The organism is Hymenobacter sp., from assembly GCF_036388155.1.
In the GTDB taxonomy this organism is placed as follows: domain Bacteria; phylum Bacteroidota; class Bacteroidia; order Cytophagales; family Hymenobacteraceae; genus Hymenobacter.
The window spans coordinates 1-24,179 of record NZ_DASVSI010000133.1 but is presented as its reverse complement, the minus strand read 5'-3'; the positions used below and the strand labels follow the sequence as shown (position 1 = coordinate 24,179).

At 61.0% G+C, this 24,179-nt stretch carries 23 protein-coding genes; 7 read left to right on the top strand and 16 right to left on the bottom strand.

Annotated elements, in window-relative coordinates:
- Positions 1-24: 24 nt before the first annotated feature.
- Together VF629_RS18425 and VF629_RS18420 are read right to left on the bottom strand one after the other, a co-directional pair.
- Entirely contained in the window at positions 25-2,817 is a 2,793-nt protein-coding gene (locus VF629_RS18425; protein WP_331059968.1) for an outer membrane beta-barrel family protein, read from the bottom strand.
- Positions 2,818-2,837: 20 nt separating this feature from the next.
- The gene (locus VF629_RS18420; protein WP_331059967.1) at positions 2,838-3,641 is read right to left on the bottom strand and encodes a GLPGLI family protein; all 804 of its coding nucleotides are present in this window, start codon (positions 3,639-3,641) and stop codon (positions 2,838-2,840) included.
- Positions 3,642-3,790: 149 nt separating this feature from the next.
- Here VF629_RS18420 and VF629_RS18415 point away from each other — a divergent pair, with 149 nt between their 5' ends.
- Positions 3,791-5,224 (top strand): HAMP domain-containing sensor histidine kinase, encoded by a 1,434-nt coding sequence (locus VF629_RS18415; RefSeq protein ID WP_331059966.1) that lies wholly within the window; start codon positions 3,791-3,793, stop codon positions 5,222-5,224.
- Positions 5,225-5,365: 141 nt separating this feature from the next.
- Entirely contained in the window at positions 5,366-6,040 is a 675-nt protein-coding gene (locus VF629_RS18410; protein ID WP_331059965.1) for a response regulator transcription factor, read from the top strand.
- 140 nt (positions 6,041-6,180) lie between these two features.
- Here the strand turns inward: VF629_RS18410 and VF629_RS18405 are convergent, their stop codons facing one another.
- Complete coding sequence (locus VF629_RS18405) at positions 6,181-6,801, bottom strand: MarC family protein (RefSeq protein WP_331059964.1); 621 nt, start codon at positions 6,799-6,801, stop codon at positions 6,181-6,183.
- A 198-nt stretch (positions 6,802-6,999) separates the two neighbouring features.
- On the opposite strand from VF629_RS18405, the gene purE reads away from it, so the two are divergent.
- The gene (gene purE / locus VF629_RS18400) at positions 7,000-7,485 is read left to right on the top strand and encodes a 5-(carboxyamino)imidazole ribonucleotide mutase (RefSeq protein ID WP_331059970.1); all 486 of its coding nucleotides are present in this window, start codon (positions 7,000-7,002) and stop codon (positions 7,483-7,485) included.
- 18 nt (positions 7,486-7,503) lie between these two features.
- Entirely contained in the window at positions 7,504-8,622 is a 1,119-nt protein-coding gene (locus VF629_RS18395) for an endonuclease/exonuclease/phosphatase family protein (RefSeq protein ID WP_331059963.1), read from the top strand.
- Positions 8,623-8,775: 153 nt separating this feature from the next.
- Here VF629_RS18395 and VF629_RS18390 read toward each other — a convergent pair whose 3' ends face one another.
- From VF629_RS18390 to dnaK, 3 genes are all read right to left on the bottom strand, one after another.
- Positions 8,776-9,414: a hypothetical protein gene (locus tag VF629_RS18390; RefSeq protein ID WP_331059962.1), complete on the bottom strand. Its 639-nt coding sequence runs from the start codon at positions 9,412-9,414 to the stop codon at positions 8,776-8,778.
- A 146-nt stretch (positions 9,415-9,560) separates the two neighbouring features.
- The gene (locus tag VF629_RS18385; RefSeq protein ID WP_331059961.1) at positions 9,561-10,211 is read right to left on the bottom strand and encodes a hypothetical protein; all 651 of its coding nucleotides are present in this window, start codon (positions 10,209-10,211) and stop codon (positions 9,561-9,563) included.
- Positions 10,212-10,337: 126 nt separating this feature from the next.
- The gene (gene dnaK / locus VF629_RS18380; RefSeq protein ID WP_414653904.1) at positions 10,338-12,278 is read right to left on the bottom strand and encodes a molecular chaperone DnaK; all 1,941 of its coding nucleotides are present in this window, start codon (positions 12,276-12,278) and stop codon (positions 10,338-10,340) included.
- Positions 12,279-12,498: 220 nt separating this feature from the next.
- On the opposite strand from dnaK, the gene VF629_RS18375 reads away from it, so the two are divergent.
- A complete protein-coding gene (locus tag VF629_RS18375; RefSeq protein WP_331059960.1) occupies positions 12,499-13,281 on the top strand; it encodes an ATP-grasp domain-containing protein in 783 nt (260 codons plus the stop codon).
- On the opposite strand, the gene VF629_RS18370 is transcribed toward VF629_RS18375, so the two are convergent.
- The 8 genes from VF629_RS18370 to VF629_RS18335 all read right to left on the bottom strand — a co-directional run bounded on the left by VF629_RS18370 (position 13,247) and on the right by VF629_RS18335 (position 20,675).
- Positions 13,247-14,269, bottom strand: a complete 1,023-nt coding sequence (locus VF629_RS18370) for an alpha/beta hydrolase (protein ID WP_331059959.1) — start codon at positions 14,267-14,269, stop codon at positions 13,247-13,249. The two genes, VF629_RS18375 and VF629_RS18370, sit on opposite strands and share 35 nt — an antisense overlap.
- Positions 14,270-14,438: 169 nt before the next feature.
- Positions 14,439-15,095 carry a pseudouridine synthase gene (locus tag VF629_RS18365; protein ID WP_331059958.1) on the bottom strand — a complete coding sequence of 219 codons (657 nt, stop codon included), beginning with the start codon at positions 15,093-15,095 and terminating at the stop codon, positions 14,439-14,441.
- A gap of 61 nt (positions 15,096-15,156) precedes the next feature.
- Positions 15,157-16,278, bottom strand: coding sequence for an MBL fold metallo-hydrolase (locus VF629_RS18360; protein ID WP_331059957.1), 1,122 nt, complete (start codon positions 16,276-16,278; stop codon positions 15,157-15,159).
- A complete protein-coding gene (locus tag VF629_RS18355; RefSeq protein ID WP_331059956.1) occupies positions 16,275-16,955 on the bottom strand; it encodes an NAD-dependent epimerase/dehydratase family protein in 681 nt (226 codons plus the stop codon). Before VF629_RS18355 ends, VF629_RS18360 begins: the two co-directional genes overlap by 4 nt.
- A 210-nt stretch (positions 16,956-17,165) precedes the next feature.
- Complete coding sequence (locus VF629_RS18350; RefSeq protein WP_331059955.1) at positions 17,166-19,247, bottom strand: VWA domain-containing protein; 2,082 nt, start codon at positions 19,245-19,247, stop codon at positions 17,166-17,168.
- 36 nt (positions 19,248-19,283) lie between these two features.
- Positions 19,284-19,709: a PIN domain-containing protein gene (locus tag VF629_RS18345; RefSeq protein ID WP_331059954.1), complete on the bottom strand. Its 426-nt coding sequence runs from the start codon at positions 19,707-19,709 to the stop codon at positions 19,284-19,286.
- Positions 19,706-19,951 carry a DUF6364 family protein gene (locus tag VF629_RS18340; RefSeq protein WP_331059953.1) on the bottom strand — a complete coding sequence of 82 codons (246 nt, stop codon included), beginning with the start codon at positions 19,949-19,951 and terminating at the stop codon, positions 19,706-19,708. Before VF629_RS18340 ends, VF629_RS18345 begins: the two co-directional genes overlap by 4 nt.
- Positions 19,952-19,994: 43 nt before the next feature.
- The gene (locus tag VF629_RS18335; protein ID WP_331059952.1) at positions 19,995-20,675 is read right to left on the bottom strand and encodes a YiiX family permuted papain-like enzyme; all 681 of its coding nucleotides are present in this window, start codon (positions 20,673-20,675) and stop codon (positions 19,995-19,997) included.
- 40 nt (positions 20,676-20,715) lie between these two features.
- Between VF629_RS18335 and VF629_RS18330 the strand changes: the two genes are divergently transcribed.
- The gene (locus VF629_RS18330) at positions 20,716-21,291 is read left to right on the top strand and encodes a DUF7677 family protein (RefSeq protein WP_331059951.1); all 576 of its coding nucleotides are present in this window, start codon (positions 20,716-20,718) and stop codon (positions 21,289-21,291) included.
- Between the two features lie 37 nt (positions 21,292-21,328).
- Here the strand turns inward: VF629_RS18330 and fabG are convergent, their stop codons facing one another.
- Positions 21,329-22,078, bottom strand: coding sequence for a 3-oxoacyl-[acyl-carrier-protein] reductase (gene fabG, locus VF629_RS18325; protein ID WP_331059950.1), 750 nt, complete (start codon positions 22,076-22,078; stop codon positions 21,329-21,331).
- Between the two features lie 99 nt (positions 22,079-22,177).
- On the opposite strand from fabG, the gene VF629_RS18320 reads away from it, so the two are divergent.
- On the top strand, positions 22,178-23,419 hold the full coding sequence (locus VF629_RS18320; RefSeq protein WP_331059949.1) for a geranylgeranyl reductase family protein: 1,242 nt from the start codon (positions 22,178-22,180) through the stop codon (positions 23,417-23,419).
- A 119-nt stretch (positions 23,420-23,538) separates the two neighbouring features.
- Here VF629_RS18320 and VF629_RS18315 read toward each other — a convergent pair.
- On the bottom strand, positions 23,539-24,179 hold a 641-nt coding region (locus VF629_RS18315; RefSeq protein ID WP_331059948.1), incomplete at its 5' end, for a tetratricopeptide repeat protein.

Here is a 24,179-nt window from a genome sequence, read left to right as displayed (position 1 = left end):
CTGCGCGCTGCATGACGGTAGAAATTACTTGCCGAAGTGCCGCAGATTGTAGGTGAAGCTGAGTAGGAAAAACTGTTGCAACACGCGGCTGCGAACGTCTTCCACGTAGGTTTCGGTGGTGTTGCGCACTACGCTCCGGTTCTGCTTGAGTACGTCGTAGGCTTGCAGTTTGAGTTCGCCCTGCTTGTTGGCGAAGAACTGGCGGGCCAGGCCAATGTTCCAGAGGGCAATGCGCTGGTTGAAGCCGGCGGCGCGGCCAGTGTTGTTGCTGTACCACACGTCCGAAGTGAGCACGAAGCGGGCGGGCAGCTGGTAGAACACGTCGGCGGTGAGGGTTTGGGTGAGGTAAGTGGCGTTTTGCTCGGGCAGACGCGAGTAAGCGGCGTTTTGGTAGGTCACGTTGGCGCTGAGGCCAAACTCCAGCGTTTCGTTGAAGGCCGAGTTGACGCTGGCGCCCTGGCCCAGGCTCCAAGTGCGGCCAGCGTTGGGTAGGCCATTTACCAAGCTCGGCGACTTGATAAAGCTGGCGTTGGTGGTCAGGCTGAGGTTGATTTTGTGGGCGCTCAGCCGCTGGCCCAGCGACAAGAAACCGGTGAGGCTGTAGAAGCCGTCGGCGTTCACGGGCCGGGTGGTTTGCACGCCGCGCTCGCTGAAACTGGTGGCCGACACGATGCGGTCGTCCACGCGGCTGCCGTTCAGCAGGCCAAACACGCTGCGGTTGGTGGCAGCGTTGAATTGCGAATACGTGGCTATTAAGGACTGCACGTATTCTGGGCGCAGGGTAGGGTTGCCGGTTTGGATACTCAACGGGTTCGAATTGTCGCGCACCGGTTGCAGCTGGGTGGCGGTGGGCGCGTTCAAGCGGGTGCGGTAGTTCAGCCGCAGCGAGCGGTTGCGGGTGCCGGTGTAGTTGAACAAGGCATTGGGCAACAAGCTTGTAAAGCTGCGCTGAATGGTAGTGTCGTTGGAGAGATTGCGCACCTCCAAATCGGCCCGCTGCGCATCCAAGCCCACGCCGATGGTGTAGCGCAGGCGCCGCTTCTGCAGCGTGAGCCCGGTCCGGTTGGCCTGAAACAAGCTGGTAAACTCGTTGCTGAGCCCCGGATTCAGCAAATCGTACTGCCCAGTCAACTCATTGAAATCATTGGTCAGCCGGCGGCCGTTGTTGCGCGCATCGGTGAAGGTATAGTGCGTTTCCAGCTTGGTGCGCAGGGAAAGCGGCTCGACGTAGGACAGATTGACCACGTTGTTGCGCACGGGCGTGGCCTGCTCGATGCGCTGGTTGAGCTGCTGCGTAAGCGGCGTGCCGTTGGCATCGAAAAAGGTGTTGGTGGCCCGGTTGAGGGCGTTGTCGTCGCGGTCGCTTAGGGTTGAATTGAGGTTGGCTGATAAGGAGCGCCCCAACTTAGCAAATCGGCGCATGAGCAGGAAGTTGCCACCGCCATTGGGGTTTGCCATGGTGGATTCGTAGCCGTTTTGGCCCTGGTTCAGCAAGCGGCCGCCTGCGCTGGACTGCTGCCGATTCTGCCGGTTTAAGTCGTTGGTTTGCCACCAGGCGTAGGGCGTGGCCCGCACCGAGGTCAGCGAGTCGATGAAATAGTCGAGCCGGAAGTTGAAGCGGTGGCTGGTGGTGGTGCTGCGGTTCAGCAGGGTTTGGTCGGTGACGAGTGGGGTGCCGGTTTCGCGGCCTGCCACACCGGCCACGTTTTCGCGCCGAATCTGCTGGTCGGTGGTCACGGTGGCGCGGCTGGCCAAATAGCTGGTGGCCACTTCCGCGCGCTTGCCCCAGGCGTCGCGGTAGTTCAGGCCCACTGCGCCCGATTCGGTGATGTTGGTGGGCTGGCTGTTGGCGCCCGGCGCGTTTTGGCGCCCGCCGCTTTGCACCCGCACCATGCCAGCGCCCCCGCCGGGCCCGCCAGGCGCCGGCCCGAAATCAGCCACTGCTGGCCCGCCGTTGTCGGAAAAGCCTTGCTGGTTTATGTTGTTGGCCTGCGCCAACACCGAAATCTGGCGGCCGTTGTTGAAGCGGTTCACGCCCAGGCGGGCCTGGTAGCGGCCGTCGGTGCCCACGCCCAGGCCGTTAGCGCCAAAGTAGCCTTTGCGCTTGTCGCGCTTGGTCACCAGGTTGAGGGTGCGCTGGCGGTTGCCGTCGTCAATGCCCGAAAACGAGGATTGGTCGCTCTGCTGGTCGTAGAGTTGCACCTTGTCGATGATGTCGGCGGGCAGGTTCCGGGTGGCCATTTTGGGGTCGTCGCCGAAGAAGGGCTTGCCATCGACCAGCACGCGGTTCACGGCCTGGCCCTGCGCCCGAATGCTGCCGTCGCGGTCCACTTCCACCCCCGGCAGCTTTTTCAACAGCGATTCTACCGCCGCATTGGGCTGCGTTTTGAAGGATTTGGCGTTGAAGGCTATGGTGTCGCCGCTCACAGTCACGGGCGCCCGCTCCTGCGTCACCACCACTTCGCCCAGTTTCTGGGTCAGCACGCCGAGGCGCAGGGTGCCCAGGTCGGGCGCGGGGCTGGTGGGCGTCAAGGCCACCGGAATCAGCCGGGCGCGGTAGCCCAGGGCCGATACCTGCACGAGGTAATTGCCCACGGCGAGGTTTTTCAGCGCAAAACGACCGTCGCCGTCCGTGATGCCGAAGGTGACGTAGCTGGAATCTTTGGCCAGCGTTAGCGAAACCGAGGCTTCCCGCAGGGGCTTGCCGGTGGTGGAGTCGGCCAGCGTGCCGCGCACGGTACCCGACTGGGTGGGGGCTTGTGCCCGGCCGGCCGTAGCCAAGCCGAGCAGCAACCCGAAAAGCAGAAAAAGGCGCATGGGTAGGTAAGGCAGGGGTATTAGTTGCGATTGACGCGCAGGCCGCCGCCTTCCATCATCTTCTGGCGGAAGTCGGCCATGGCTTTTTCGCGCACGTCTTTCAGCTCGGCGGGCGTCACTTTTTGGGCCGTTGCCAGGGGCTGCACTTCGGCCGCGGGCACGGCTTTCAGGTCGACTTTCGCCGCCCGGAATTGCTCTTGCTCGCTTTCCAGGGCCAATACCACGCCTTTCTCGGGCGTCAGCTCGCGTACCGGCGAGTAGGTGAAGGGAAGCTCCGTGGTGACCCACACGGTGTAGGTTTCCTTTTTGTAGGGCACCGTGGCTTTGCGGCAGGTGTAGCCGGCTATTTTCTTGGTTTGGTTGGAAACCGTCCAGCCCGTGGGGGCAGCAATGGGCGCCTCGCTGCGGTAGGCGGTGGAGGTGTGGTCCTTCTTCACCGTGAGCACGGTGGTGGTGGTGCGGTTGGCCAGGTCGAGGTAGGCGGCCTCGGTTACGGGCCGGGGAATGCTCATGACCTCCGGCGCCGAACCCGTCTCGCTCACAATGGTGCGGGTGACGGCATTGGCGCCCTCGCGCTCTTCTTTGGCATAATTGCCTGCGAAGGCCAGCGTCATCCCAAAGCTGCGCGACTCGGGGATGTCGGTGGGAAAGTCGGGGCTGCCGGGCTTCACCACCTGCCCGTTGATGACGATGCGCATCTGGCTCATGTCCACGCGCTGGGTGGCTTCGTAGCTGATGCGCCCGCTGGTTTGGGCCACGGCCACGCCGGCCGCCAGCAGGCCGAGTGCGAATGAGAGAACTAGGGTTGTTGCAGCGTTTTTCATGGTACTTGAGCGAGTTGAATTGAACGCTACAAAGCACCAGGTTTGATTTGTAAAGTATTGTTATACTGTGTTAAATAGTGTTAACGACGCGAAATGAGCAGGGCAGACGCTTACTTTTGTTTGGCCAACCCATCGTTCCCGTACTTCCCATGAAACGCCGCATTCGCTACATCTTTTGGCTCATGGTGGTGTGCATGGTAGGCATCAACGGCTTTCAGGCCTACTGGCTTTACAACACCTATCAATTGGCCACCGAGCAGTTCAGCCGCACCACCAACGAGGCGTTGCTGGCCGTGGTCATGCGGCAACAAATTGAGGAAGGCAACTTCTCCAAATTCCGAGTCAGCATCGATGGCACCCGCTTGGTGGCCCAGGGAACGGAGACGGACTCCAGCGGCACCAACCGCATTATTGTGCTGTCGCGCACTCCCGGCGATACCGCAACCGTGCCCCGCCGCTCGGTGGTGGAGCGGCACATATTTCGCCGTCCGCTGCCGGTAGGGGACTCGGCCCGCCAGCCCATGCTGCGGCCTTTTGGTCCACCCTCCATTACCCCGCCCACCGTCGACCTCCGTCGCCTAGCCGACAGCTACCGGGCCGAGCTGCGCCGCCGCGAAACCGCCGCCGAATTTGTGCTGGACACCGTGAACCTGCTGCGGCCTACCGACGGCTACGGACTAAAAATAGAGGCTCCGGCTGGCTACACCCACCACACGCGGCTGGTGCCCTTGAGCTTCGTGCGCCCCTTGGACAACTGGCAGTTGGGGGCCTCGTTCAAGCGCCCCACGTTTCACATCCTGCGGCGCATGGGCGGGCTGCTGGCCGGGTCGGTGGCGTTGCTGGGCCTGACCACGGCGTGCTTCACACTGATGCTGAGTACCATCATCCGTCAGAAAAAGCTGTCCGACGTCAAGAACGATTTCATCAACAACATGACGCACGAGCTGAAAACGCCCCTGGCCACGGTGTCGGCGGCGGTGGAGGCCATGCAGAACTTCGGCGCCCTCAACGACCCCGCCAAAACCCAGGCCTACCTCAACATCTCGCGCAACGAATTGCAACGCCTGTCCGACTTGGTGGAGAAGGTGCTCAACATCGCCGTGGACGAGCGCCAGCAGTTAGAGCTTGCTCCCGAACCCGTGCAGCCCGCCGAGTTGGTGGCCGAAATTGTGGCCCGTCACCAGCTGCAAGCCGCTAAGCCGGTGAAATTCGATGTGCAGGTGGCGCCCACCGCCGTGGTGCAAGTAGACAAGCTGCACATGGGCAACGTCATCAACAACCTCATCGACAACGCCATTAAGTACTCCAAAGAGGCCGTCACCATCACCATCCGCGGGCGGCAAGAGCCCAGCGGCTGGCACCTCACCGTGGCCGACGATGGCCCCGGCATCGAGCCCAGCTACCAGGAAGCCATTTTCGACCGTTTCTTCCGCGTGCCCACCGGCAACCTGCACAACGTGAAGGGCTTCGGCCTGGGCTTGTACTACGTGCGCCAAGTGGTAGAACGCCACGGCGGCCACATTGGCGTGCGGAGCAGCCAAGGCCAGGGCAGCGAGTTTGCGCTGTGGATTCCGCAACAATGAACAGGCTATTATTTCATACACAGAAACGGTTGTCATGCAGAGCGCAGCGAAGCATTTCGCCCGCAGGCAGTAATTAGTTAAGCACGCGAGATGCTTCGCTGCGCTCTGCATGACCGTTCTTTTCCAGAACCAGCACTATCCATGCCCAACGTTCTACTCATTGAAGACGAGCCCTCGCTGGGCTTAATCGTCAAAGACAGCCTGGAGAGCCGTGGTTTTGCGGTGCAGCTGGCCGCGGATGGCGAGGCCGGCTTGGCGCTTTTCCGTGAGCGATGCCCTGACATTGTGGTGGCAGATGTGATGATGCCCAAGCTCGACGGCTTCTCGCTGGCCGAGCAAATCCGCAAGGAAAACATAGCCGTACCCATTCTCTTCCTCACGGCCCGCTCGCAGCCCGCCGACGTGGTGCGCGGCTTCGAGCTGGGCGGCAACGACTACCTGAAAAAGCCCTTCAGCATGGACGAGCTGATTGTGCGCATCAAAGCTCAGCTTTCGCGGCAGCCCGCCGTGCCTGCACCAGCCGGCCCGCTCGCCATCGGCCGCTACCAGTTCGACCATCCCAAGCAAAAGCTGCGGCTGGGCACCCACGAAGAAGCCCTCACCAACCGCGAAGCCGAGCTGCTGAAGCGCCTATACGACCAGCGCAACCAAGTGCTGGAACGCACCACGGTGCTGCGCGACCTCTGGGGCGACGACTCTTTTTTCAACGGCCGCAGCCTCGATGTGTTCATCACCCGCCTACGCCGCTGCCTCAAAGAAGACCCGCAAGTGCAGATTGTCAACATCCGCGGCATCGGCTACAAGCTGATTCTGTAGCGCATCTGCACTTATAGTAACGGTCATGCTGAGCTTGCCGAAGCATCTCTACCGTGATAGTAAATTCAATTACTTGTGCGGTAGAGATGCTTCGACTGCGCTTAGCATGACGTTTTATTTGCTTATTTATCACGCACAGTCTACCGCGTCAGCCCAGGAAATAGCGCGCCAATGGCCGTGGCGAAGAAGTCGACCCCGATGGCCAGCGTGATGAAGCCCATGATGCGCGCCATGGCCGCCATGCCGGGCTTGCCGAGCACCCGGGTGAGGCGCAGCGAAAACAGCAGGATGATGAAGGCCGCCAGCGCCACCAGCGCAAACCCGAGCACCGTCATCGCCTTGTCCACGTAGGTGGGCCGGATGAGGCCGATGCAAATGGCCATGGAGCCCGGCCCCGACAGCATGGGCATGGCCAGCGGCACAAAGCTGATGTCGTCCTTCTGCTTGCTTTCTTCTAGCGCATCGGGGCCCACCCGGTCGCGGTTGGCACCCGGAGTGAGGAGCTCGAAGGCCGAGCGCATGAGCAGAATGCCGCCCGCCACGCGCAGGTGCTGAATGTTGATGTGAAAGAAGTCGAGGATGTACTGCCCGGCAAAAAAGGCCACGCTCAGGATGACCACCATGTAGATGCAGGCCCGCAGCGCTGTGCGTGCCCGTTCGGCGGCGCGGTCTTCGGCGGTGAGGGTTAGGAAAACCGGCATCGCGCTGAACGGATTGACGATGGAAAACAGGGTGGTGAAGGTGGCAAGGAGGATTTCCATAGGCAACAAAGGTAGGGGAAGCGCTTGGCCGGAAGGAAAAGCCCTATTTTGCCGCTTCAATGCGCAGCTTACCGGCGGCGCTCACCATTTTTGCCTGTTCAGTTTTCCCACCCAATGACTCCCGACGCTTCCTCAGCTGCTTCTTCTGGCAACTCCGACGACCGTCCCGTGACCGAAAACCCCATTGTGGGCATCATCATGGGCTCAAAATCCGATTTAAAAATCATGTCCGGGGCGGCCGACGTGCTCCGCCAATTCGGCATTCCGTACGACATCACCCTGGTATCGCCCCACCGCACGCCCCACCGCATGGTGGAGTACGCCGAAAGCGCCAAGAAGCGCGGCCTGCGGGTGCTCATTGCGGGCGGGGGCGGGGCGGCCCACTTGCCCGGCATGGTGGCAGCTTTTACCACGCTGCCCGTGATTGGGGTGCCCATCAACAGCACCATTTCCATCCAGGGGCTCGACTCCATTCTGAGCATGATTCAGATGCCGGCCGGCGTGCCCGTGGCCACGGTGGGCATAGATAGCGCCGCCAACGCGGCCGTGCTGGCCACCCAGATGCTGGCCCTCAACAACGCCCGGCTGGCCGACGCGCTGGAAAAATATCGGACCACCCTTAAGGACCGGGTTATGCGGACCATCGAAGAATTGCGTAAAGGCGGTTTTCAAGATGATTTGTAAGCCCGCTTTTACCCCTTTATGCCAACTTTTCTCTCCGGGTTGCTAACTGCAGCCCAATGGTCGGTGTGGGCGATAGGCGGCGTGGCCGTGGTGGCCACGCTGCTGCCGTTGCTACGCCAAACCGCGTGGTGGATTCGGGTGTTCGACTTTCCGCGTCTGCAAATTGTGGCGGCGCTGGTACTGAGCCTGATTGCGGCCTTGCTTCTGCCCGATACCGAAGGGTGGGGCGACGTTGCGTTTGCCGGCAGCCTGGCCCTGTCCTTGGGGTACCAGGCCAGCCGCATTTGGCCGTACACGCCGCTGCACAGCCGCCAGGTGGCCGACGCCAGCCGCCCCGAAGACGACGATGCCAACCACATCAGCTTGATGGTGGCCAATGTGCTCATGTACAACCGCGACGCTTCGCGCTGCCTGGGCCACATCAACAACCTGCAGCCCGACGTGGTGCTGGCCGTGGAAACCGACGACTGGTGGCTGAGCCAGTTGGAGCGCATCGAGGAAACCTACCCCTACACCTGCCACGCGCCGCTGCCGAACACCTACGGCATGCTGGTGTTTTCGCGGCTGCCGCTGCTCGAACCCCAGATTCGGTACATTCTCGATTCCGACATTCCCTCGTTTCACGGCTGCGCGGTGCTGCCCAATGGCGTGGCCGTGAACATGCACTTTCTGCACCCCAAGCCGCCCGCGCCGCAAGAGTCGAAGAACAGCGCCCGCCGCGACGCGGAACTGCTGGTGGTGGGCAAAATCATTCAGCATCACGACGGCCCCACCATCGTGGCTGGCGACCTGAACGACGTGGCGTGGTCGCACACGTCCGAACTGTTCCGGCGCCTCTCGCGCCTGCTGGACCCGCGCATAGGCCGCGGGCTACTGCCCACCTTTCACGCCGACCACAAGCTCCTGCGCTGGCCGCTCGACCACGTTTTTCATTCTGCCCACTTCCGCCTCCAACGCCTGGAGCGGCTCACGCACATCGGCTCCGACCATTTTCCCATCTACATCCGACTCAGCTACGAGCCCAACGGCTGGCACGCTCAAGAAGCAGAACTGGAAAAAGCCGATGCCGACGACCACGCGGAAATCGAGGAAAAGATAGAAGAAGGCGTAGCCGATGCCGCCCAAGGCAATGATTAGCCCGAAGCCGGCGCACAGCTGATTGGCAAGCAAAAATCCAGTGAGCGCACTGTTGACTCAAATGAAAAAGCCCGTCACGCTTCGCGAAGCGTGACGGGCTTTTCGCTTTTACAGCCGCGGCTTCAAAGCGTGTAACTCTGCTTGAGCGAGTCTTTACTTGACCGTAACGGCTTTTTTGGCCGTCACTAGCTGCACAGTTTCGAACGCAGTCGCGGGCACTTGGCGGCCACTGGCCCCCACGTACATGGGCCGAATTTGCACAGTCAGACGGCGGTTGGCGGCCGTGAAATCGGTGAAGCCGGCGGCAAAGGCGGCGGGGGTGCTGCCGGCAAGCTGGGCCGGTTTCACGTTCATGGTCACGTCAATGGGCAGCGTTTCGATGGCGCTGGCTTCTAGTTGGGCGTTGAGGCCGGTGGTGCCGGCCGTCAGCTCCTTGCCGTCGAGCAGGATTTTGTAGTCAAGCTGCTTGAGCTGCACGTTGGTCGGGCTGGCGTTGCGGGCGTACACGCGCATTTTGAGCTGTAGGGGCAGGTTGCCTTTTTTTAGGGCGGTTTGCAGCTGGGCTTGCTGGGCCGAGGCGATGTCGCTGGCCTGGCGCACAAACAGGATGTCTTGGCCGCCGAGCTTGGCTTCGTCCACGAAGTTAAGGCGGTACTGCATCAGGGTATAAGCTTCGTTTTCGAGGGCTTCGGCCGACACGTTCTTGCCGGTGGGCTTGTCTTTTACTTGCTCGCTCACGCTGCACGAAGAGGCTGCTGCCAGGAGTAGCGTGCCAAAAGTGAGGGTGCGCAAAGGCTGGAGGGAAGAGGTTAATTTCATAAAAAAGGAAGCCTATAGAGGCAATAGGTAAAAGGTATGCAGGTTGCTGTGGCCGCGCTTACGTGAAAGGGCCGGCCAAGGATTACGCAACTGCTCAGAATACTTTGAGACAAGTCGTGTTAGTTTTTCAGCAGCTGCAGGAGCATCGAAGCGACGAGGCCCCCAATGCCCAGCAGCAGGATGCGAAAGCCGTGCGCCCGGTCGCGCGGCGAAAAGGCCCGCACCTGGGTGCCGTCCGAAAGGGTTTTGTTGTGGTAGTGCAAGTGCCAGCCAATAAGCATGCCCAGGATGCCACCGATGGCCGCCGAAAAGTAGCCAAGCAAAATCCACCCTTTCTGGCTTGGCTCGGGATTCGTCATTTCGGCCAAGCGGTTGCGTCGCAACAGCCGCATGGTATCGGGCGATACTTCGCGGCCTCGCTGCCGCAAAATGTGCCGGGCCAAGCTGACGTCGTAGCTGTTCCACTCGTCGGGCTTCACCAGAATGTCGAACAGCTCGTCATCGTCGAAGCCAAACAGGTAGTGGTCGGAAGGCGCATTGTCCATTAGCGCCTCGTTGTCTTGTTCCTCCAGCTCGCGCGCCCGCTCAAAATCAGCCTGCTGGAGGCGCACCACGAAACGGGTATCGGTGGCATTGTTGGCCATGCTGACATCAAAGTCCGGCTTGGCCCAGCCCGTTTCAACGGGCACCCGGTGCCGCTCCAACAGCTCAAGCAATGGCTGCGCCACTACTTCCGTCGCAAAAGATTGGTAAGGTAGAAATCCATTCATTAGCTCAAACCTCAATTAAAGCTGCTAGTTAGCGCTTTTCACGAAAGTACGCTCAGCCGCTACCCATGAAAAAAGGCCCGGAAGCTTGCGCCTCCGGGCCCTTTCCTTTCAAGCGACTCGCAAGAATTACTTGCCGTCTACTTCTTCGTAGTCCACGTCGGTGACGTGGTCAGCGGGCTGGCCTTGGCCGTTGCCGTTGGCCGACTGGCCGTCGCCCCCGGGGAAGCCTCCGCCGGGCTGGCCTTGGCCATCGGCGCCGGCTGCAGCGTACATCTCCTGCGAGGCCGCCTGCCAGGCGGCGTTAATGGCCGTCATGGCCGTGTCAATCGCGCCGAGGTCTTTGCTCTCGTGGGCTTTGCGCAGGTCGGCCAGCGCGCCTTCGATGGCGGTTTTGTTGCCACCGCTCAGCTTGTCGCCGTACTCTTTCAACTGCTTCTCGGTTTGGAAAATCATCGAGTCGGCGGCGTTCACCTTGCTGATGCGCTCGGTTTCGGCTTTGTCGGCGTCAGCGTTGGCAGCAGCTTCGTCGCGCATGCGCTTGATGTCGGCTTCGCTCAGACCGGAACTGGCTTCGATGCGGATTTTCTGCTCTTTGCCGGTGCCTTTGTCCTTGGCGGTTACGTTCAGGATGCCGTTGGCGTCGATGTCGAAGATTACCTCAATCTGCGGCACGCCGCGGGGTGCAGGCGGGATGCTGTCGAGGTGGAACTTGCCGATGGTGCGGTTCTGGTTGGCCAGCGGGCGCTCGCCTTGCAGCACGTGGATTTCCACTGAAGGCTGGTTGTCCGAAGCCGTCGAGAAGGTTTCCGATTTCTTGGTCGGGATGGTCGTGTTCGACTCGATGAGTTTGGTCATCACGCCGCCCATCGTCTCGATGCCGAGCGAAAGCGGGGTCACGTCAAGCAGCAGCACGTCCTTCACTTCGCCGGTCAGTACACCGCCCTGGATGGCGGCGCCGATGGCCACCACTTCGTCGGGGTTCACGCCTTTCGAAGGCTTCTTGCCAAAGAACTTCTCCACTTCCTCCTGGATGCGGGGAATGCGGGTCGAGCCACCCACGAGGATAACCTCGTTGATGTCCGAAGTGCTGAGGCCAGCGTCTTGCAGGGCCTTTTTCACCGGCTCCATTGAGCGGCGCACGAGGTCGTCGGCGAGCTGCTCGAACTTGGCGCGGCTCAGCTTCACCACCAGGTGCTTGGGGCCCGAGGCCGTGGCGGTGATGTAGGGCAGGTTTACTTCGGTTTCGGTCGAGCTGGAAAGCTCCACTTTGGCTTTTTCAGCGGCTTCTTTCAAGCGCTGCAGGGCCATGGGGTCGTTGCGCAAGTCGAGGCCTTCGTTGTCCGACTTGAACTGGTCGGCCAGGAAGTTGATGATAACCTGGTCGAAGTCGTCGCCGCCGAGGTGGGTGTCACCGTTGGTGCTCAGTACTTCAAACACGCCGTCGCCGAGCTCCAGGATTGAGATATCGAACGTACCACCACCAAGGTCGTACACGGCGATTTTCTGGTCTTTGTGCTTCTTATCCAAGCCGTAAGCCAGGGCGGCCGCCGTGGGCTCGTTGATGATGCGCTTCACGTCGAGGCCGGCGATGGCACCGGCTTCTTTGGTGGCCTGGCGCTGGGCGTCGTTGAAGTAAGCGGGCACCGTGATAACGGCTTCGGTCACCGTCGTGCCGAGGTAGTCCTCAGCGGTCTGCTTCATTTTCTGAAGCACCATGGCCGAGATTTCCTGCGGCGTGTAGTTGCGGTCGCCGATTTTCACGGCCACCGTGTTGTTGGAGCCAGGCGTCAGGTCGTAGGCGACGTACTTGCTCTCGGTCGAAACCTCGGAGAAGTTGCGGCCCATGAAGCGCTTGATGCTGGCGATGGTGTTCTTGGGGTTGGTCACGGCCTGGCGCTTGGCCGGGTCGCCCACTTTGCGCTCGCCCTTGCCCCCGTCGAGGAAAGCGACGATGCTGGGGGTGGTGCGGCGGCCTTCGCTGTTGGGAATAACAACGGGTTCGTTGCCTTCCATTACGGACACGCACGAGTTGGTGGTGCCGAGGTCAATGCCGATTATTTTGCCCATGAGGTGGGTGTGTTGGTTATTGGTGGAATGTGTCAGGTTGAAAGCAGCTTTGCAGCCGCTACCGGGGGATTACAAGCAACGTACCAGCGTGGATTTGGTGACAGATTGTCACCGATTGCCGGCAAGGGCCGCGGTTATGCGACGTGGTGGCGGGAAAGGGCGCGGGCGTGTGGGGTGGGCCTGACAGGGATGCAGAATTGGGCTGGTCTAGTCTTTGCATTTGAAAGTTGCTTTTCCCATGCTCAACGTCATACTCCCAAGCCTTCCTTATCAACGCCTTGTTGACCCGATGTGGCAAGAAGAAATGGACGTTGCGCGACAATCTGGTCACTTGGTTTGCTTATTTGACGCAGACCAAGAAAAGCTTTATCAGCAACCCAACCCGGAGTATGCTACTCTGTATCGGGGCTGGATGCTGCCAGCCGCAGAGTATCAGCAACTGGTAGATATGACGCCGCTGCTGGTTTCAACTGATTTGTACTTGGCCTCGCATCAGGCGACTGGCTGGTATGATGCAATCACACCATTCACTCCACAGAGTAACATAGTTGCCGCTAGCGCCGCGCAGGTAGCTATAGACTCCTTTTTAATGCGCAACGGACGCTGCTTTGTCAAAGGGACGAGTAAATCGTTTGGCTCAGACTCGGTTATTTCTTCGAGCCTCGAATTTGATGCTCTTTTGCGCAAGCAGGAGATTGCGCCGGAAGACTTGCTGCTGGTGCGAGAATTTATTGAATTGTCGGACCAACCGGAGCAGCGGTTTTTCGTGGTAGGGAATGAAGCCTTTGGAACCAAAGAAACTCCCTTTCCGGAGAGACTGAGGCCCGCGCTGAAAGCTTTGGCAAGCCGCTGGTTTTATACGGTAGACGTGGCTTACACTAAGATGGGCCAGCCCATAATAATCGAGGTTGGCGACGGACAGGTTTCGGACACCAAAGAGTGGAACGTCGCCAACCTCTATAGCAAGGTTATTTCACGGCTGGTTGAGTTAGCCGCTGCGTAGTTGAACTCAGAAACCCTCGCACCTCCCGCTCCCAATCCGCCGAATAACGCTTCCAGTACGGCTGGTGGCCTACGCCGGGGAAGTCGTGCCGGGCTTTGGGGCCGGCTAAGTTGGTGAAAATGGCATCGGTTTCGGCGCGGGTCACGCGCGGGTCGGCGGTGCCCCAGAGCAGGAGTGTGGGCGTGTGGATTTGGCTGGCGTAGCGCTCGGCGTTGAGGCCGAAGGCCCAAAAACCATTCTGCACGCCGCCCCAAAACACCAGCAAGTCGGCCATCGGGAAGCCGGGGACGTGCATGGACTCGAAGCGGTTGTAGGCTGTTTGGCGCATGTTGCCGTAGGGGCATTCGAGGATGTTGGCGCTGGGGCGCACGCCTAGCTCGGCCTCGGCGCGAAGGATGGCCACGGCGCCCATGCTCACGCCGTAAAGAATTACCTCACCCCCAGCCCCTCTCCCCAGGAGAGGGGAGCCTGACGACTTGTTGGTTGAATCCTGTAGCCAATGGAATGCTGCCGCCACGTCATCGGCCTCATGGTGGCCCACGGTGGTGCGGAAACCAGCGGAATTGCCGTTGCCAGCTTGGTCCACGAGCAGTACGTTGTAGCCCAAGCGGCGGAAATAGCCGGCCTCGTGGGTGAGGTGCGACTTGCTGCTGGTGTAGCCGTGAAACAGGGCCACCGTGCCGCGGGCTTGGCCGCTGTCGGGGCGGGCGAACCAGGCCTCCAGCGGGCCGTTGGGGCTGGCGATGGTAACGGTTTCGACTGGGAAGCTGGGCTTGGGGCCGTTCTGCGGCTTGGGGTTGCGGATGCCGGTGAGCAGCAGCCAGAGCTTCTGGCCGGGGCTGAGCTGCTCGGGGTTGGGCGAGTGCAAGCCAGGCTCGTTGGCGAAGTGCGTGAAGCGCCAGGCGTGGAAGAAGGCCACGGCGTTTAGGGCGGTGAAGCCGATGAGCAGAAGCAGTAGAAGCGGGCGAAGGCGGGCGCGTTTTTTCAATTTGGGTTGACCTGAACGATTGTAGAGCCGCAACATTTTGCGTCTCGTCGTTGAACGACGGTGCTTGAACGATGACGTGTGAACGGCACAGCCCAGGCCGTTCAACGACGAGACGCAAAATGTTGCGTCTCTACATCGTTCAAAGACAGAAAATGACGCTAAATAACGGTTAAGGCTTTAACGGGCGCTGCGAGGCGGGTTGCGGTCCTTTATCACCTTTCACGGCCACCTTGCGGTTTGCCGGGTTCTTGGTGGCCGAGAACTTCGCTTTGAGCTTCCGGGATTCTTCCGGGGCCAGCTCGCGCCACTGGCCGGGGGCCAACTCGCCCAACTCCAACTCGTCGATGCGGGCGCGGACGAGGCGCAGGCAGGGCAGGCCCACGGCGGCGCACATCTTGCGCACCTGCCGGTTCATGCCCTGCGAAATGGTAATGGCCAGCCAACTGGTGGGAATGTTGGCCCGGAAGCGGATGGGCGTGCTACGCTCCCACAGCCCGGCCGGCTCCGGCATGACTTTGGCCTGCGCGGGGGCGGTGAGGCCTTCTTTAATCTGCACACCCCGCCGCAGTTTCTCAAGCGCTTCTTCCGACACGGTGCCTTCCACCTGCGCCCAGTAGGTTTTCGGCACCTTGAATTTGGGGTCGCTCAGGCGGTGTTGCAGGCCTTTGTCGTCGGTGAGCAGGAGCAGGCCTTCGCTGTCGAAATCGAGCCGGCCCACGGGGTACACCCCGGGCACGGGCACGAAGTCCTTGAGCGTGGCGCGGCCGTGCTCGTCGGTGAACTGGGTGAGGACTTCGTAGGGCTTGTTGACGAGGAGGTAGCGCATAGGGTAGCGCGAACTTTTAGTCCGCGAGTAAGAACAAAGCGGCGCGGACTAAAAGTCCGCGCTACTCCCACCACCGTTCCTGCGGCAGCGCAGTGCCCAAAGTTACGGGCTCGCCCAGGTGCGGCGTGGTGATGACCTGGCCCAGGCGCGCCGCCTCGGCGGTGGCGCGGGTCACGGGCTCGTTCCAGGCGTGGAGGGCCTCGGTGAACGCGCCCCAGTGCACGGGCAGCATCACGGCGGCGCGCACGTCGCGGGCGGCCTGCACGCTTTGCTCGGGGCGCATGTGGATTTCGGCCCAGCCCGCATCGTATTGTCCGCATTCTACCACGGCCAAATCAAACGGCCCGTACTGCTGGCCGATGGCCGCGAAGTGGGGCCCGTAGCCGCCGTCGCCGGTGTAAAACACCCGTTTCGTGGGCGACTGCACCACCCAGGAGCACCACATCGTGGAGTTGCGGTTGGTGAGGCCACGGCCCGAAAAGTGGCGGCTGGGGGTGCAGTGTAGCTGCAAATTGGGCAGGGTGACCCGGTCGCCCCAGTTCATCTCGGTGATGCGTTCACGGGGCACCCCCCAGGCCCGCAAGTGGGCCCCGATGCCCAGCGGCACGTAAAACTGCCCCACCTTGTCCCTGATTTTGCTGATGGTGGCGTAGTCGAGGTGGTCGTAATGGTCGTGCGAAATGAGCACGGCGGCGATGTACGGCAGCTTTTCGGGGGTGATGACCAGCTCGCGGTTGTAGCGGTTGGGCGTCGCCCAGCTCACGGGGCCCATCTCGACGCTAAGCATGGGGTCGAGGAGGATGTTTTGGCCGGCAATTTCCAGCAGGCTGGCCGAGTGGCCAAACCAGGTCACTCGCACGATGTCGGGCGTTTTGTTGACAATGGCCAGCGAGTCGAGCGGCCGCATGGGCAGCGGGCCAGGGGGGGCAGCCTTCGGCGATTTACGAAAGAGGAATTTCCACATCACCGACGCCGTGCTTCCGCCCGTAAGCTCCTTGGTCGGAATCAGGTTCACAAACTCGCCCTTCTGGTAATGGCCCGATTTTGCGAAGGCCTCCTTTTCCGGTCGGGTTGGAGTGCCACCCAATTGGGGGCTGAGGTTGGTGAAGGCCACCACTGCGATGAGCAGGGTGCCGAGAATGCCGCTCGATGCCATGAGGAGGTTTTTTAGAGATGAACTCATGCCTGCACCGGGGCTTTGCCGTGGGCCAGGGCCACAATATCCAGCACCTCCAGCACGGGCTTGGGGGCGCCGTTGCGGGCGGCGGCAATCATGGCGCGGCCCACCTCCTGCAGGGTGCAGGCGTAGCGCGGGGCCAGCCGCCGCACAATGGGGTAGAGCAAGTCAATGACGCCTAGTAGTTTGGGTACGTTTTTCTGGCCTTCCTGCGGGCGCATAAAACCCGGCCGGAACATGTAGGCCCGCCGGAAGGGCAGGGCCAGGAGCTCGTTTTCGGTGCGGCCCTTCACGCGGGCCCAGTGCAGGCGGCTTTGCTCGCGGCTGTCGGTGCCGGCGCCCGATACGTAGACGAACGTCAGGGCCGGGTTGAGGCGGGCCAGGGTTTCGGCCACGTGCAAGGTCAGGTCGTGGGTGATGCGCTCGTATTCGTCCTTCGAAATGCCGACCGAGGAAATGCCAGCGCAGAAAAAGCAGGCGTTGTAACCCGTTAGCTGGCTTTCGACGCCGCTGAGGTCCTGCAAATTCGGAACGAGCAGCTCGGTCAGCTTGGCGTGGCTGCGGCCGGTGGGTTTGCGGGTAAGCACGAGGACGTGCTCCACGTTGGGGTTTTGCAGGCATTCGAGCAGGACGCCCTCGCCCACCATGCCCGTGGCGCCGGTGATTATGGCTCGTATTTTCATAGTGCTTCTGTAAAGTACGAGGGAGGACGTGCCGCGAGGGTTTCTACTTTAAACGGACGTACTGTTTGGCCTGTCGGCTAAAAAGAAAAAGCAGAGGCATGCTGCGCGCGGCCGAGGCATCTCGCGGGTCACAACCAATGCTGATGCTTGGGCTACTTCCCGCACGCAAGATGCCACGGCGGCGCGGCAGGACGAACCAATAAAGCTGAGCTACACGCTTCCTGAGTATTTGCGCACGGCCCATTCCACCGTCAAAAAGGCCAGTATCACGAAGAAAATCCACTTCAAATTTATCAGGTCCTTCAGGTCTTCTTCGGCGGTGATGACGGGTTTGTAATTGGCTTTTATGATGTCTTGGGCCAGCTTGTCGAACTGGTTGGGGTAGTAGAGCTGCGAGCCGCTGCGGCGCGAAAGCTGCGCCAACAGGTTGTGGTCGGCTTTCGATTCCAGGGCCTCCAGGGGCTGCGACTGCACCAGCAGCTCGCCCGCGTCCTGCTGGGGCTGGCCGCCCAGCGTGGCGCGGGCCTGGTAGCGGTAGAGGCCGGCCGGCAGCGGGCCCAGGCGCAGGGGCGAGCTGTCCTCGGCATTGGCGAAGGAGAAGCGACGGGTTTTCTGCTGCGCGTCAGTCAGGGTGAGGTCAATTTTCTGATTGTAGAGGCGCTCAAAAACCGCGTTATAGGTTTCGGCGCCCAGCGTCACGTCGTCCTGCGTGCCGAAGGCGTCTTGCGTGGGGTACACGTCGAGGCGCTTTTTGTTGGCATTCTGGGTGAGGAGCTGGAGCGTGCGGATGATGAGGCGGTCGTAGGCCTCAGGGCGGTCCTCATGCTCCACGGCTTCGCTCAGGCGCCACTGCCAGCTGCCGTCGGTGAGCAGAGTGGCCTGGCGGCGGTCGGTGGGGCCGCCGAAAACCAGCAGCGGCTTTTGGGTGGGCACGCGGCCCACTTGCTGCCACAGCGCCGCCTCGGCGCCAGTGCCCAAGCGCAAGTCCCCGAACGGCACGGGCGCCGGCGGGTACTGCGCGTAGCGGCGGGCCGACTCTTCATCCGTAGCAAAGCGCGCGAAGCCGGGGTTGGGCAGCGGCGTCACGTCGTCGGTCTGCGAGCCGCGGGGCTGAATGGTCAGGCCCGTGCCGAGCTGGTTGTAGCTTCCCAAATCCGACTGCGCCCCGATGATGTACAGCGCCGGCGTGCGCTTAGCCTTTACCTGCGCCAGAATGTCGTTGCCCAAGCCGCCCTGGGCGGGCAGCTGGTGCAGAATGGCCACGTCGAAGTCGGCACTGGCCAGCAGCGGAGCCACGCCGGGCAAGGCCAGGGTTAGGTCGAAGTTGTCGTTGGCAAGGATGGCCGCGCGCAAGGCCTTCAGGTCGGGGTGGGGGGCGGCGCCGGCCAGCAGCACGCGCAGCTTGCCCTTCACGATTTCGACGAAGGCGGTGCGCTGGTTGTTCAGGTTCGTGAACTCGCCGGGCTGCGGCGTCACGAGCACGTTGTAGCGCCGCTTGCCGGGCGCGGGCGCCGTGAGCTGGAAGGTGGTCCGCACCCGGCGCCGGCCGGCGGGCAGGGCCACCCGGCGGGTGTCAAGCACGCGGTTGCCGTCGCGCAGCTCTACGGTGGCCGTACCGCCGGCGTAGCCCTCAAACCCCAATTCGGCCTCGATGGGAAACTTATTGCCGCTGAACGCCACGCGGTTGTAAGTGAGGCCGGTCAGGCGCAGGTCGCGCTTGGGCACGGTGTCGCCCACGGCCACGCTGTAAATCGGAAAGTTGAATTCAGAGTAAACCGGGCTGCGGCCTTGGTTTACCAAGCCGTCGGAGACGAGCACCACACCAGCCAGGTTGCGGCCGTCGTGGGCATCGCGTGTGCCGGCCAGTAGCTGGTCGATGTCGGTGGTGGCAGCCGCAAACCGCAGCGAATCGAGCCGGGCCGGGCGAGCGGGCGTAGACGTCAGCGAGCGAGTCTCCACGGTGAAGCCTTTGTCGCGCAAGGTTTGGGCCAGCCCAGCCAGGCCGGTGGTGGCCTGCGCAAGCACGCTTCTGGGCGTGAAGAGTTCGACGGATTGCGAGTTGTCGACGGCCAGCACCAGCGTGGGCTGCTCGGTGCGCGTGGTGGTGGTTCTAATGAACGGGGCCAGCAGCAGGTAGCACAAGAAGCTGACCACCACGAAGCGCAAGGCCGCCAGCGCGTAGTTCAGGTTCCTGCTCCACGGCGCTTTGGCCGAGTATTGAAGGGCCGCGTAGCCGGCGCCCACCGCCAGGCACAGCAGAATAAACCAGGAAGAATAGTGAGTGGTCAGCAAACGAGTGAGGAAATAATAACGGGACACTCGCCCGGTTTAGGCTAGGTTATCCAATTCAATAAGGGCTTGCGCTACTGAAATGACAGGCAGCGTGCTCACCCGAAAACCTTTTGGGTCGCGGGTAACGATGGCGTGAATGGCTGGCTCGGTCAGGGCGGTGAAATATTGAATGCCATCCTCAAAATCAGTGAAGTCGCTGTCAAGCGTCTGTTGGATAATGGCAGCATTTACGGCGAGGATGTCTACCATTGGCACCAAGCGCTTTAGCAACTGGCGGGCATGCGCGGCGGTTGTCAGCCGACGGGTAACGTACTCAATATTGGTAAACGAGAGGCTAGCCGCATAGAAGCGGGCTTCCCCGCTGGCCCCAGCCTCTATCAGTTCAATAGCATTGCTGCCAAAAGGCTCCCGGTTAATTAAATAATCAATGAGAACATTCGTGTCGAGTAGGTAATGCCTCATAAATACTTTTCCATCAGTGCGTCGCCAAGGGCTGTTTTGTAGTCAAAATCCGGCGGCACGGGCAAGCTGCCGGCTAGGGCCGCCACCGCCGGGGAGATGGACCGCCGATGCCGTGGGGGCTGGGCAATAAGTGGCCGCATGGCAGCAGTGAATAAGGTAGCTAAGTCGGTGCCCGTGCGCTGGGCATACGCCTCGGCCTGGGCTACAAACTCGTCGTCGAGGGTGAGCGTGATGGTGGACATGGTGGAATGAATGGTACTGGCAAGGTACGCCGGCCGGCTAATGCTAACGCGCAAGCACGGTCACCAGTTCGGGGCTGGTAAAGATGCTGGCCGGCGAAATGACAGTTTCGCTCAGCGGCAGCTGCTTGCCATACCGTTCCTTCAGCTTGGCCTGCACGGCTGCATTACTCAAATCAAAATCGCGGAGCTGTTGCAGCTGGTCGATGCGCCTGCCCAATCCCCGCTCGTACACTTTCCAAATGAGCTCCGAGCAATAAATCCGGTCGTCAGACCAGCCAAAATACAAGTCGTAGTTGTGCCCCAGCATAGGCATCCCGGCTGTTTTCATGCGCGCCAGCGCGTCAGGCGTAAGGGCGGTGGCCGCGTCGCGCAGCCGCTTGGTTACGAAATGCCCGCCCTTGCCTCGTGCTATCCAAGCAGTCAGCGGCGTGAGCTTCACCGGCTGCACGGCTTCAAAAACATGCCACTGGCCATTTTGCTGATAGAGAATGCCGCAGTGGCTGTAGGGCGAGTGCGTGGCCAGCTGGATGGCCCGGCTTTGGGCCGAGAGGGAGGTGTGGAAGATTAGGTCGCCGTCGCGGAGCTGGGGCGCGATTTGGACGGTAGCGGCTTCGGCGGCGCGGTAGTTTTGAAAGCGGAGCAACTTGCGGTGCAGGCGCGGGTAGGCGGCGATGGCGAAGGCAGCTAGGAGCAGGGAAGGGAGTAGTAGCAGCCGGCGGTACATATTTTTGCTAAAAATGGCCTTGCGTTAGATTAGAATGACGATGAAAATCAGCGAAGAAATAAAGCTTGAAATCCAATGCTTTGTGTATTACTTCTTCAAGGGTACGATGGCCTTCAATCAATTATTAGGGGCGGACATTGACTATTTGAAAGTAGTATTGGCCGACCGGCAGTTGCTGTACAACTGCTTTAAGATTTTTGCTGCTACGCGGGTCGATGACATGGATTTCGTTGATAACGAGCGTCTAGTAGCCAATTATTTGGTTGACCTCCAGAAGGGAGATGCAACTGTTGCTTATTTGAACGCACAAGCGCATTTTACGTCTTCAATGCATACGCCTTTTTGGAGGGAGTTTTTAAAGTTAGCCTACTGCTTTTGCAACAATAGCTTTCCCATTCCATTAACGGAGGATTATGTGCCGGGACTTAATGGCTGTGGGACAGCTGCAGTTCCTGCTTTTGCTATATGGACTAATGTTTTGGAAGTAGATAAAAATCAATGCCCGCTTAATGCAGATTATGCACTAAAGCGGGCAAATGAGCGCCTATTAATTTGGGATGGCAAGACAGAAAATCCGCCATTTGCTGAATGGGAATTAGAGCAGGAAATTTATTGATGCGGATAAATTTCCTGCTCATTCATTCTTCTCACAATTATGTCAGCATCCCGCCATCCACCTGAAGCACCTGCCCGGTGATGTAGGCCGAGTCATCCGACGCCAGAAACGCCGTCGCCTTCGCCACGTCTTCGGGCCGGCCACCTCTTTTCAACGGGATGGCCTTGCGCCACTCGTCCACCTGCTTGGGGTCCAGCGCATCGGTCATTTCGGTTTCGATGAAGCCGGGGGCAATGGCGTTGCAGCGGATGTTGCGCGAGCCCAGCTCCAGCGCCACCGACTTGGTGAAACCGATGATGCCGGCCTTGCTGGCGGCGTAGTTGGCCTGCCCGGCGTTGCCCTTGATGCCCACCACACTGGTCATGTTGATGATGGAGCCAGCTTTGGCGCGCATCATGGGCTTGGTGGCGGCTTTGGTGAGATTAAATACCGACTTGAGGTTGACGTTCAGCACCTGGTCCCACTGCTGCTCGCTCATGCGCATGAGCAGGCCGTCCTGCGTGATGCCGGCGTTGTTCACGAGAATGTCGAGCTTGCCGAACTCGGCCACCACGTCCTCAATCAGCTTTTCGGCCTGGGCGTAGTCGGAGGCGTCGGAACGGTAGCCTTTTACTTTGGTGCCGTGGGCGGCAAGCTCAGTTTCCAGCGCTTGGCCTTTCTCGACGGACGAGAGGTAGGTGAAGGCCACTTGAGCGCCCAGTTGGGCAAAATGCGCCGCGATGGCGCGGCCAATTCCTTTGGAAGCGCCCGTGATTAGGGCCACTTTTCCGGTCAATGTTTGGGTCATGGGGCGAAGGTAAGTAGCGCGGACTTTCAGTCCGCGCCCGCCTTGTTCTGATTCGCGGACTAAAAGTCCGCGCTACCGCAGGCTAACTTCGCCGCTCCTATGCCTCATCACGACATCTGCATTTTGGGCGCGGGGCCCGGCGGGGCCACCGCCGCCCTGCACCTCGCCAACGCCGGCCAGCCCTGCCTGCTGCTGGACCGTGCCGCTTTCCCCCGCGACAAAGTGTGCGGCGATGCCCTCAGCGGCAAGGTCATCAACGAGTTAAAACGCATCGACGCCAACTTGCACGAGCAGCTGGCAGCCTTGCCGGCCCAAATCCCCAGCTGGGGCATCGACTTCTTTGCCCCCAACGGCCGCCAGCTGGGCATTCCGTTTAAACCCAAGTTCGACAAAACCAGCGACCGACCCGCCGGGCACATCGCCAAACGCATCGACTTCGATAACTTCTTGGTGGAGGAAGTCCGGAAGCGGCCGACCATTGACTTTCGCGAAAACGTGGACGTGGCCCGCACCGAGCGCACCGCCACGGGGTGGCAGTTGCTCGACAAAGCCGGCCAGAAAATCGCCACTTGCCGCCTGCTGCTCGTCGCCAACGGGGCCCAGTCGGAATTTGCCCGCAAAGTGGCCGGCCACGCCCTCGAGCCCGACCACCACTGCGCCGGGCTGCGCACCTACTACCGCAACGTGAGCGGCCTGAGTCCCGATAATTTCATCGAGCTGCACTTCATCAAGGATTTTCTGCCCGGCTACCTCTGGGTTTTTCCATTGCCCAACGGGCAGGCCAACGTGGGCGTCGGCATGCTTTCGAAGACGGTATCGGACAAGAAAATCAACCTGCGCCAGCGCCTTGACGAGATGCTGGCCACGCATCCTGCGCTGGCTCCGCGCTTTGCCCAGGCCGAGCGCCTGGGGCCGGTGCGCGGGTTTGGCTTGCCGCTGGGCTCGAAGCGGCGGGCGCTTTCGGGTGCCAACTACTTGCTGCTGGGCGACGCGGGCTCCCTCATCGACCCGTTCAGCGGCGAGGGCATTTCCCACGCCATGGTGAGCGGGCGGCACGCCGCCATTTGGGCGGCCCAGGCCGTCACCACCGCCAATTGCTGCGCCGAATTCCTCAAGAATTACGACAAAGCGGTATACAACCGACTCTGGCAGGAGCTGCGCCTGAGCCGCGTGATGCAGCGGTTGCTCAACTACCCCAGCCTGTTCAACATCGTCGCCAACCGGGCCATCAACAACCCCACTTTGGCCGAAACCCTCTCTGCCATGTTCATGGATTTGGACCTGCGCGAACGGCTGCGGCAGCCCAGCTTCTACTTCAAGCTGCTGTTTGGCGGGAAGTGAGGCGAGCGGGTAATAAGATTATAAAAAGGTCCTGCTCATCTGGCGGGCGCGCAGCTGAAGCACCTCGCCCGCCAGATGAGCAGAACCTTGCTTTTAGTATATGGAATATATCAAAGTCCCTACTTTTTACCTGTGGTAGGTCGAGCGCGCGGCGTCGGCGCGGGCTTGATGGGCTCTTTGACGTCGGCGCTGCCCACGTAGCGGCGCAGGCTTTTGGCGGCTTCGGGGTTCAGCTTGGCGGCCCGCTCCAGGTCGCGGCGGGCTTCGAAGAGCCTGTCGAACGACGAGTAGCTGATGCCGCGGTACTCCCAGGCGTCGGCGTAGGCAGAGTCAAGCTGAATGGCTTTGGTGAAGTCGACCACCGCCGACTTGTATTGGTACATCTGCATCTTGGCCACGCCGCGGCCAAAGAGGGACTCCTTGTCGTCGGGGCGGTACTTGAGGGCGCCGCTGAAGTCGCTGGTGGCCGCTTTGTACTGCTTCATCATCAGCCGGTTGACGCCTCGGTTGTAGTACGCGTCGGGGTTGTTGCGCTGGTAGCGAATGGCGGCTGTGTAGTCGACCATGGCGGCCGGGTACTGCTTGAGGTAGCTTTTGGCTTTGGCCCGCTGCAAGAGGGCGGTGGCGTCGTTGGGGGTTTTGGCGAGCGTGGCTTCCGCGCTCGCCAGCATGCTGCGGTAGTCGGCCACCGTCATTTTCTTTTCTTTGGCGCGCTCGGCCGAGGCGGCCGCGGCGGTGGGCGCGTTGGGGTCGGGCCGGT

Excerpts from the sequence above, each read along its gene's own strand:
- VF629_RS18425 (WP_331059968.1), bottom strand. The coding sequence starts at position 2,817 with ATGCGCCTTTTTCTGCTTTTCGGGTTGCTGCTCGGCTTGGCTACGGCC.
- VF629_RS18420 (WP_331059967.1), bottom strand. The coding sequence starts at position 3,641 with ATGAAAAACGCTGCAACAACCCTAGTTCTCTCATTCGCACTCGGCCTG.
- VF629_RS18415 (WP_331059966.1), top strand. The coding sequence starts at position 3,791 with ATGAAACGCCGCATTCGCTACATCTTTTGGCTCATGGTGGTGTGCATG.
- VF629_RS18410 (WP_331059965.1), top strand. The coding sequence starts at position 5,366 with ATGCCCAACGTTCTACTCATTGAAGACGAGCCCTCGCTGGGCTTAATC.
- VF629_RS18405 (WP_331059964.1), bottom strand. The coding sequence starts at position 6,801 with ATGGAAATCCTCCTTGCCACCTTCACCACCCTGTTTTCCATCGTCAAT.
- purE (WP_331059970.1), top strand. The coding sequence starts at position 7,000 with ATGGGCTCAAAATCCGATTTAAAAATCATGTCCGGGGCGGCCGACGTG.
- VF629_RS18395 (WP_331059963.1), top strand. The coding sequence starts at position 7,504 with ATGCCAACTTTTCTCTCCGGGTTGCTAACTGCAGCCCAATGGTCGGTG.
- VF629_RS18385 (WP_331059961.1), bottom strand. The coding sequence starts at position 10,211 with ATGAATGGATTTCTACCTTACCAATCTTTTGCGACGGAAGTAGTGGCG.
- dnaK (WP_414653904.1), bottom strand. The coding sequence starts at position 12,278 with ATGGGCAAAATAATCGGCATTGACCTCGGCACCACCAACTCGTGCGTG.
- VF629_RS18365 (WP_331059958.1), bottom strand. The coding sequence starts at position 15,095 with ATGCGCTACCTCCTCGTCAACAAGCCCTACGAAGTCCTCACCCAGTTC.
- VF629_RS18360 (WP_331059957.1), bottom strand. The coding sequence starts at position 16,278 with ATGAGTTCATCTCTAAAAAACCTCCTCATGGCATCGAGCGGCATTCTC.
- VF629_RS18355 (WP_331059956.1), bottom strand. The coding sequence starts at position 16,955 with ATGAAAATACGAGCCATAATCACCGGCGCCACGGGCATGGTGGGCGAG.
- VF629_RS18345 (WP_331059954.1), bottom strand. The coding sequence starts at position 19,709 with ATGAGGCATTACCTACTCGACACGAATGTTCTCATTGATTATTTAATT.
- VF629_RS18340 (WP_331059953.1), bottom strand. The coding sequence starts at position 19,951 with ATGTCCACCATCACGCTCACCCTCGACGACGAGTTTGTAGCCCAGGCC.
- VF629_RS18335 (WP_331059952.1), bottom strand. The coding sequence starts at position 20,675 with ATGTACCGCCGGCTGCTACTACTCCCTTCCCTGCTCCTAGCTGCCTTC.
- VF629_RS18330 (WP_331059951.1), top strand. The coding sequence starts at position 20,716 with ATGAAAATCAGCGAAGAAATAAAGCTTGAAATCCAATGCTTTGTGTAT.
- fabG (WP_331059950.1), bottom strand. The coding sequence starts at position 22,078 with ATGACCCAAACATTGACCGGAAAAGTGGCCCTAATCACGGGCGCTTCC.
- VF629_RS18320 (WP_331059949.1), top strand. The coding sequence starts at position 22,178 with ATGCCTCATCACGACATCTGCATTTTGGGCGCGGGGCCCGGCGGGGCC.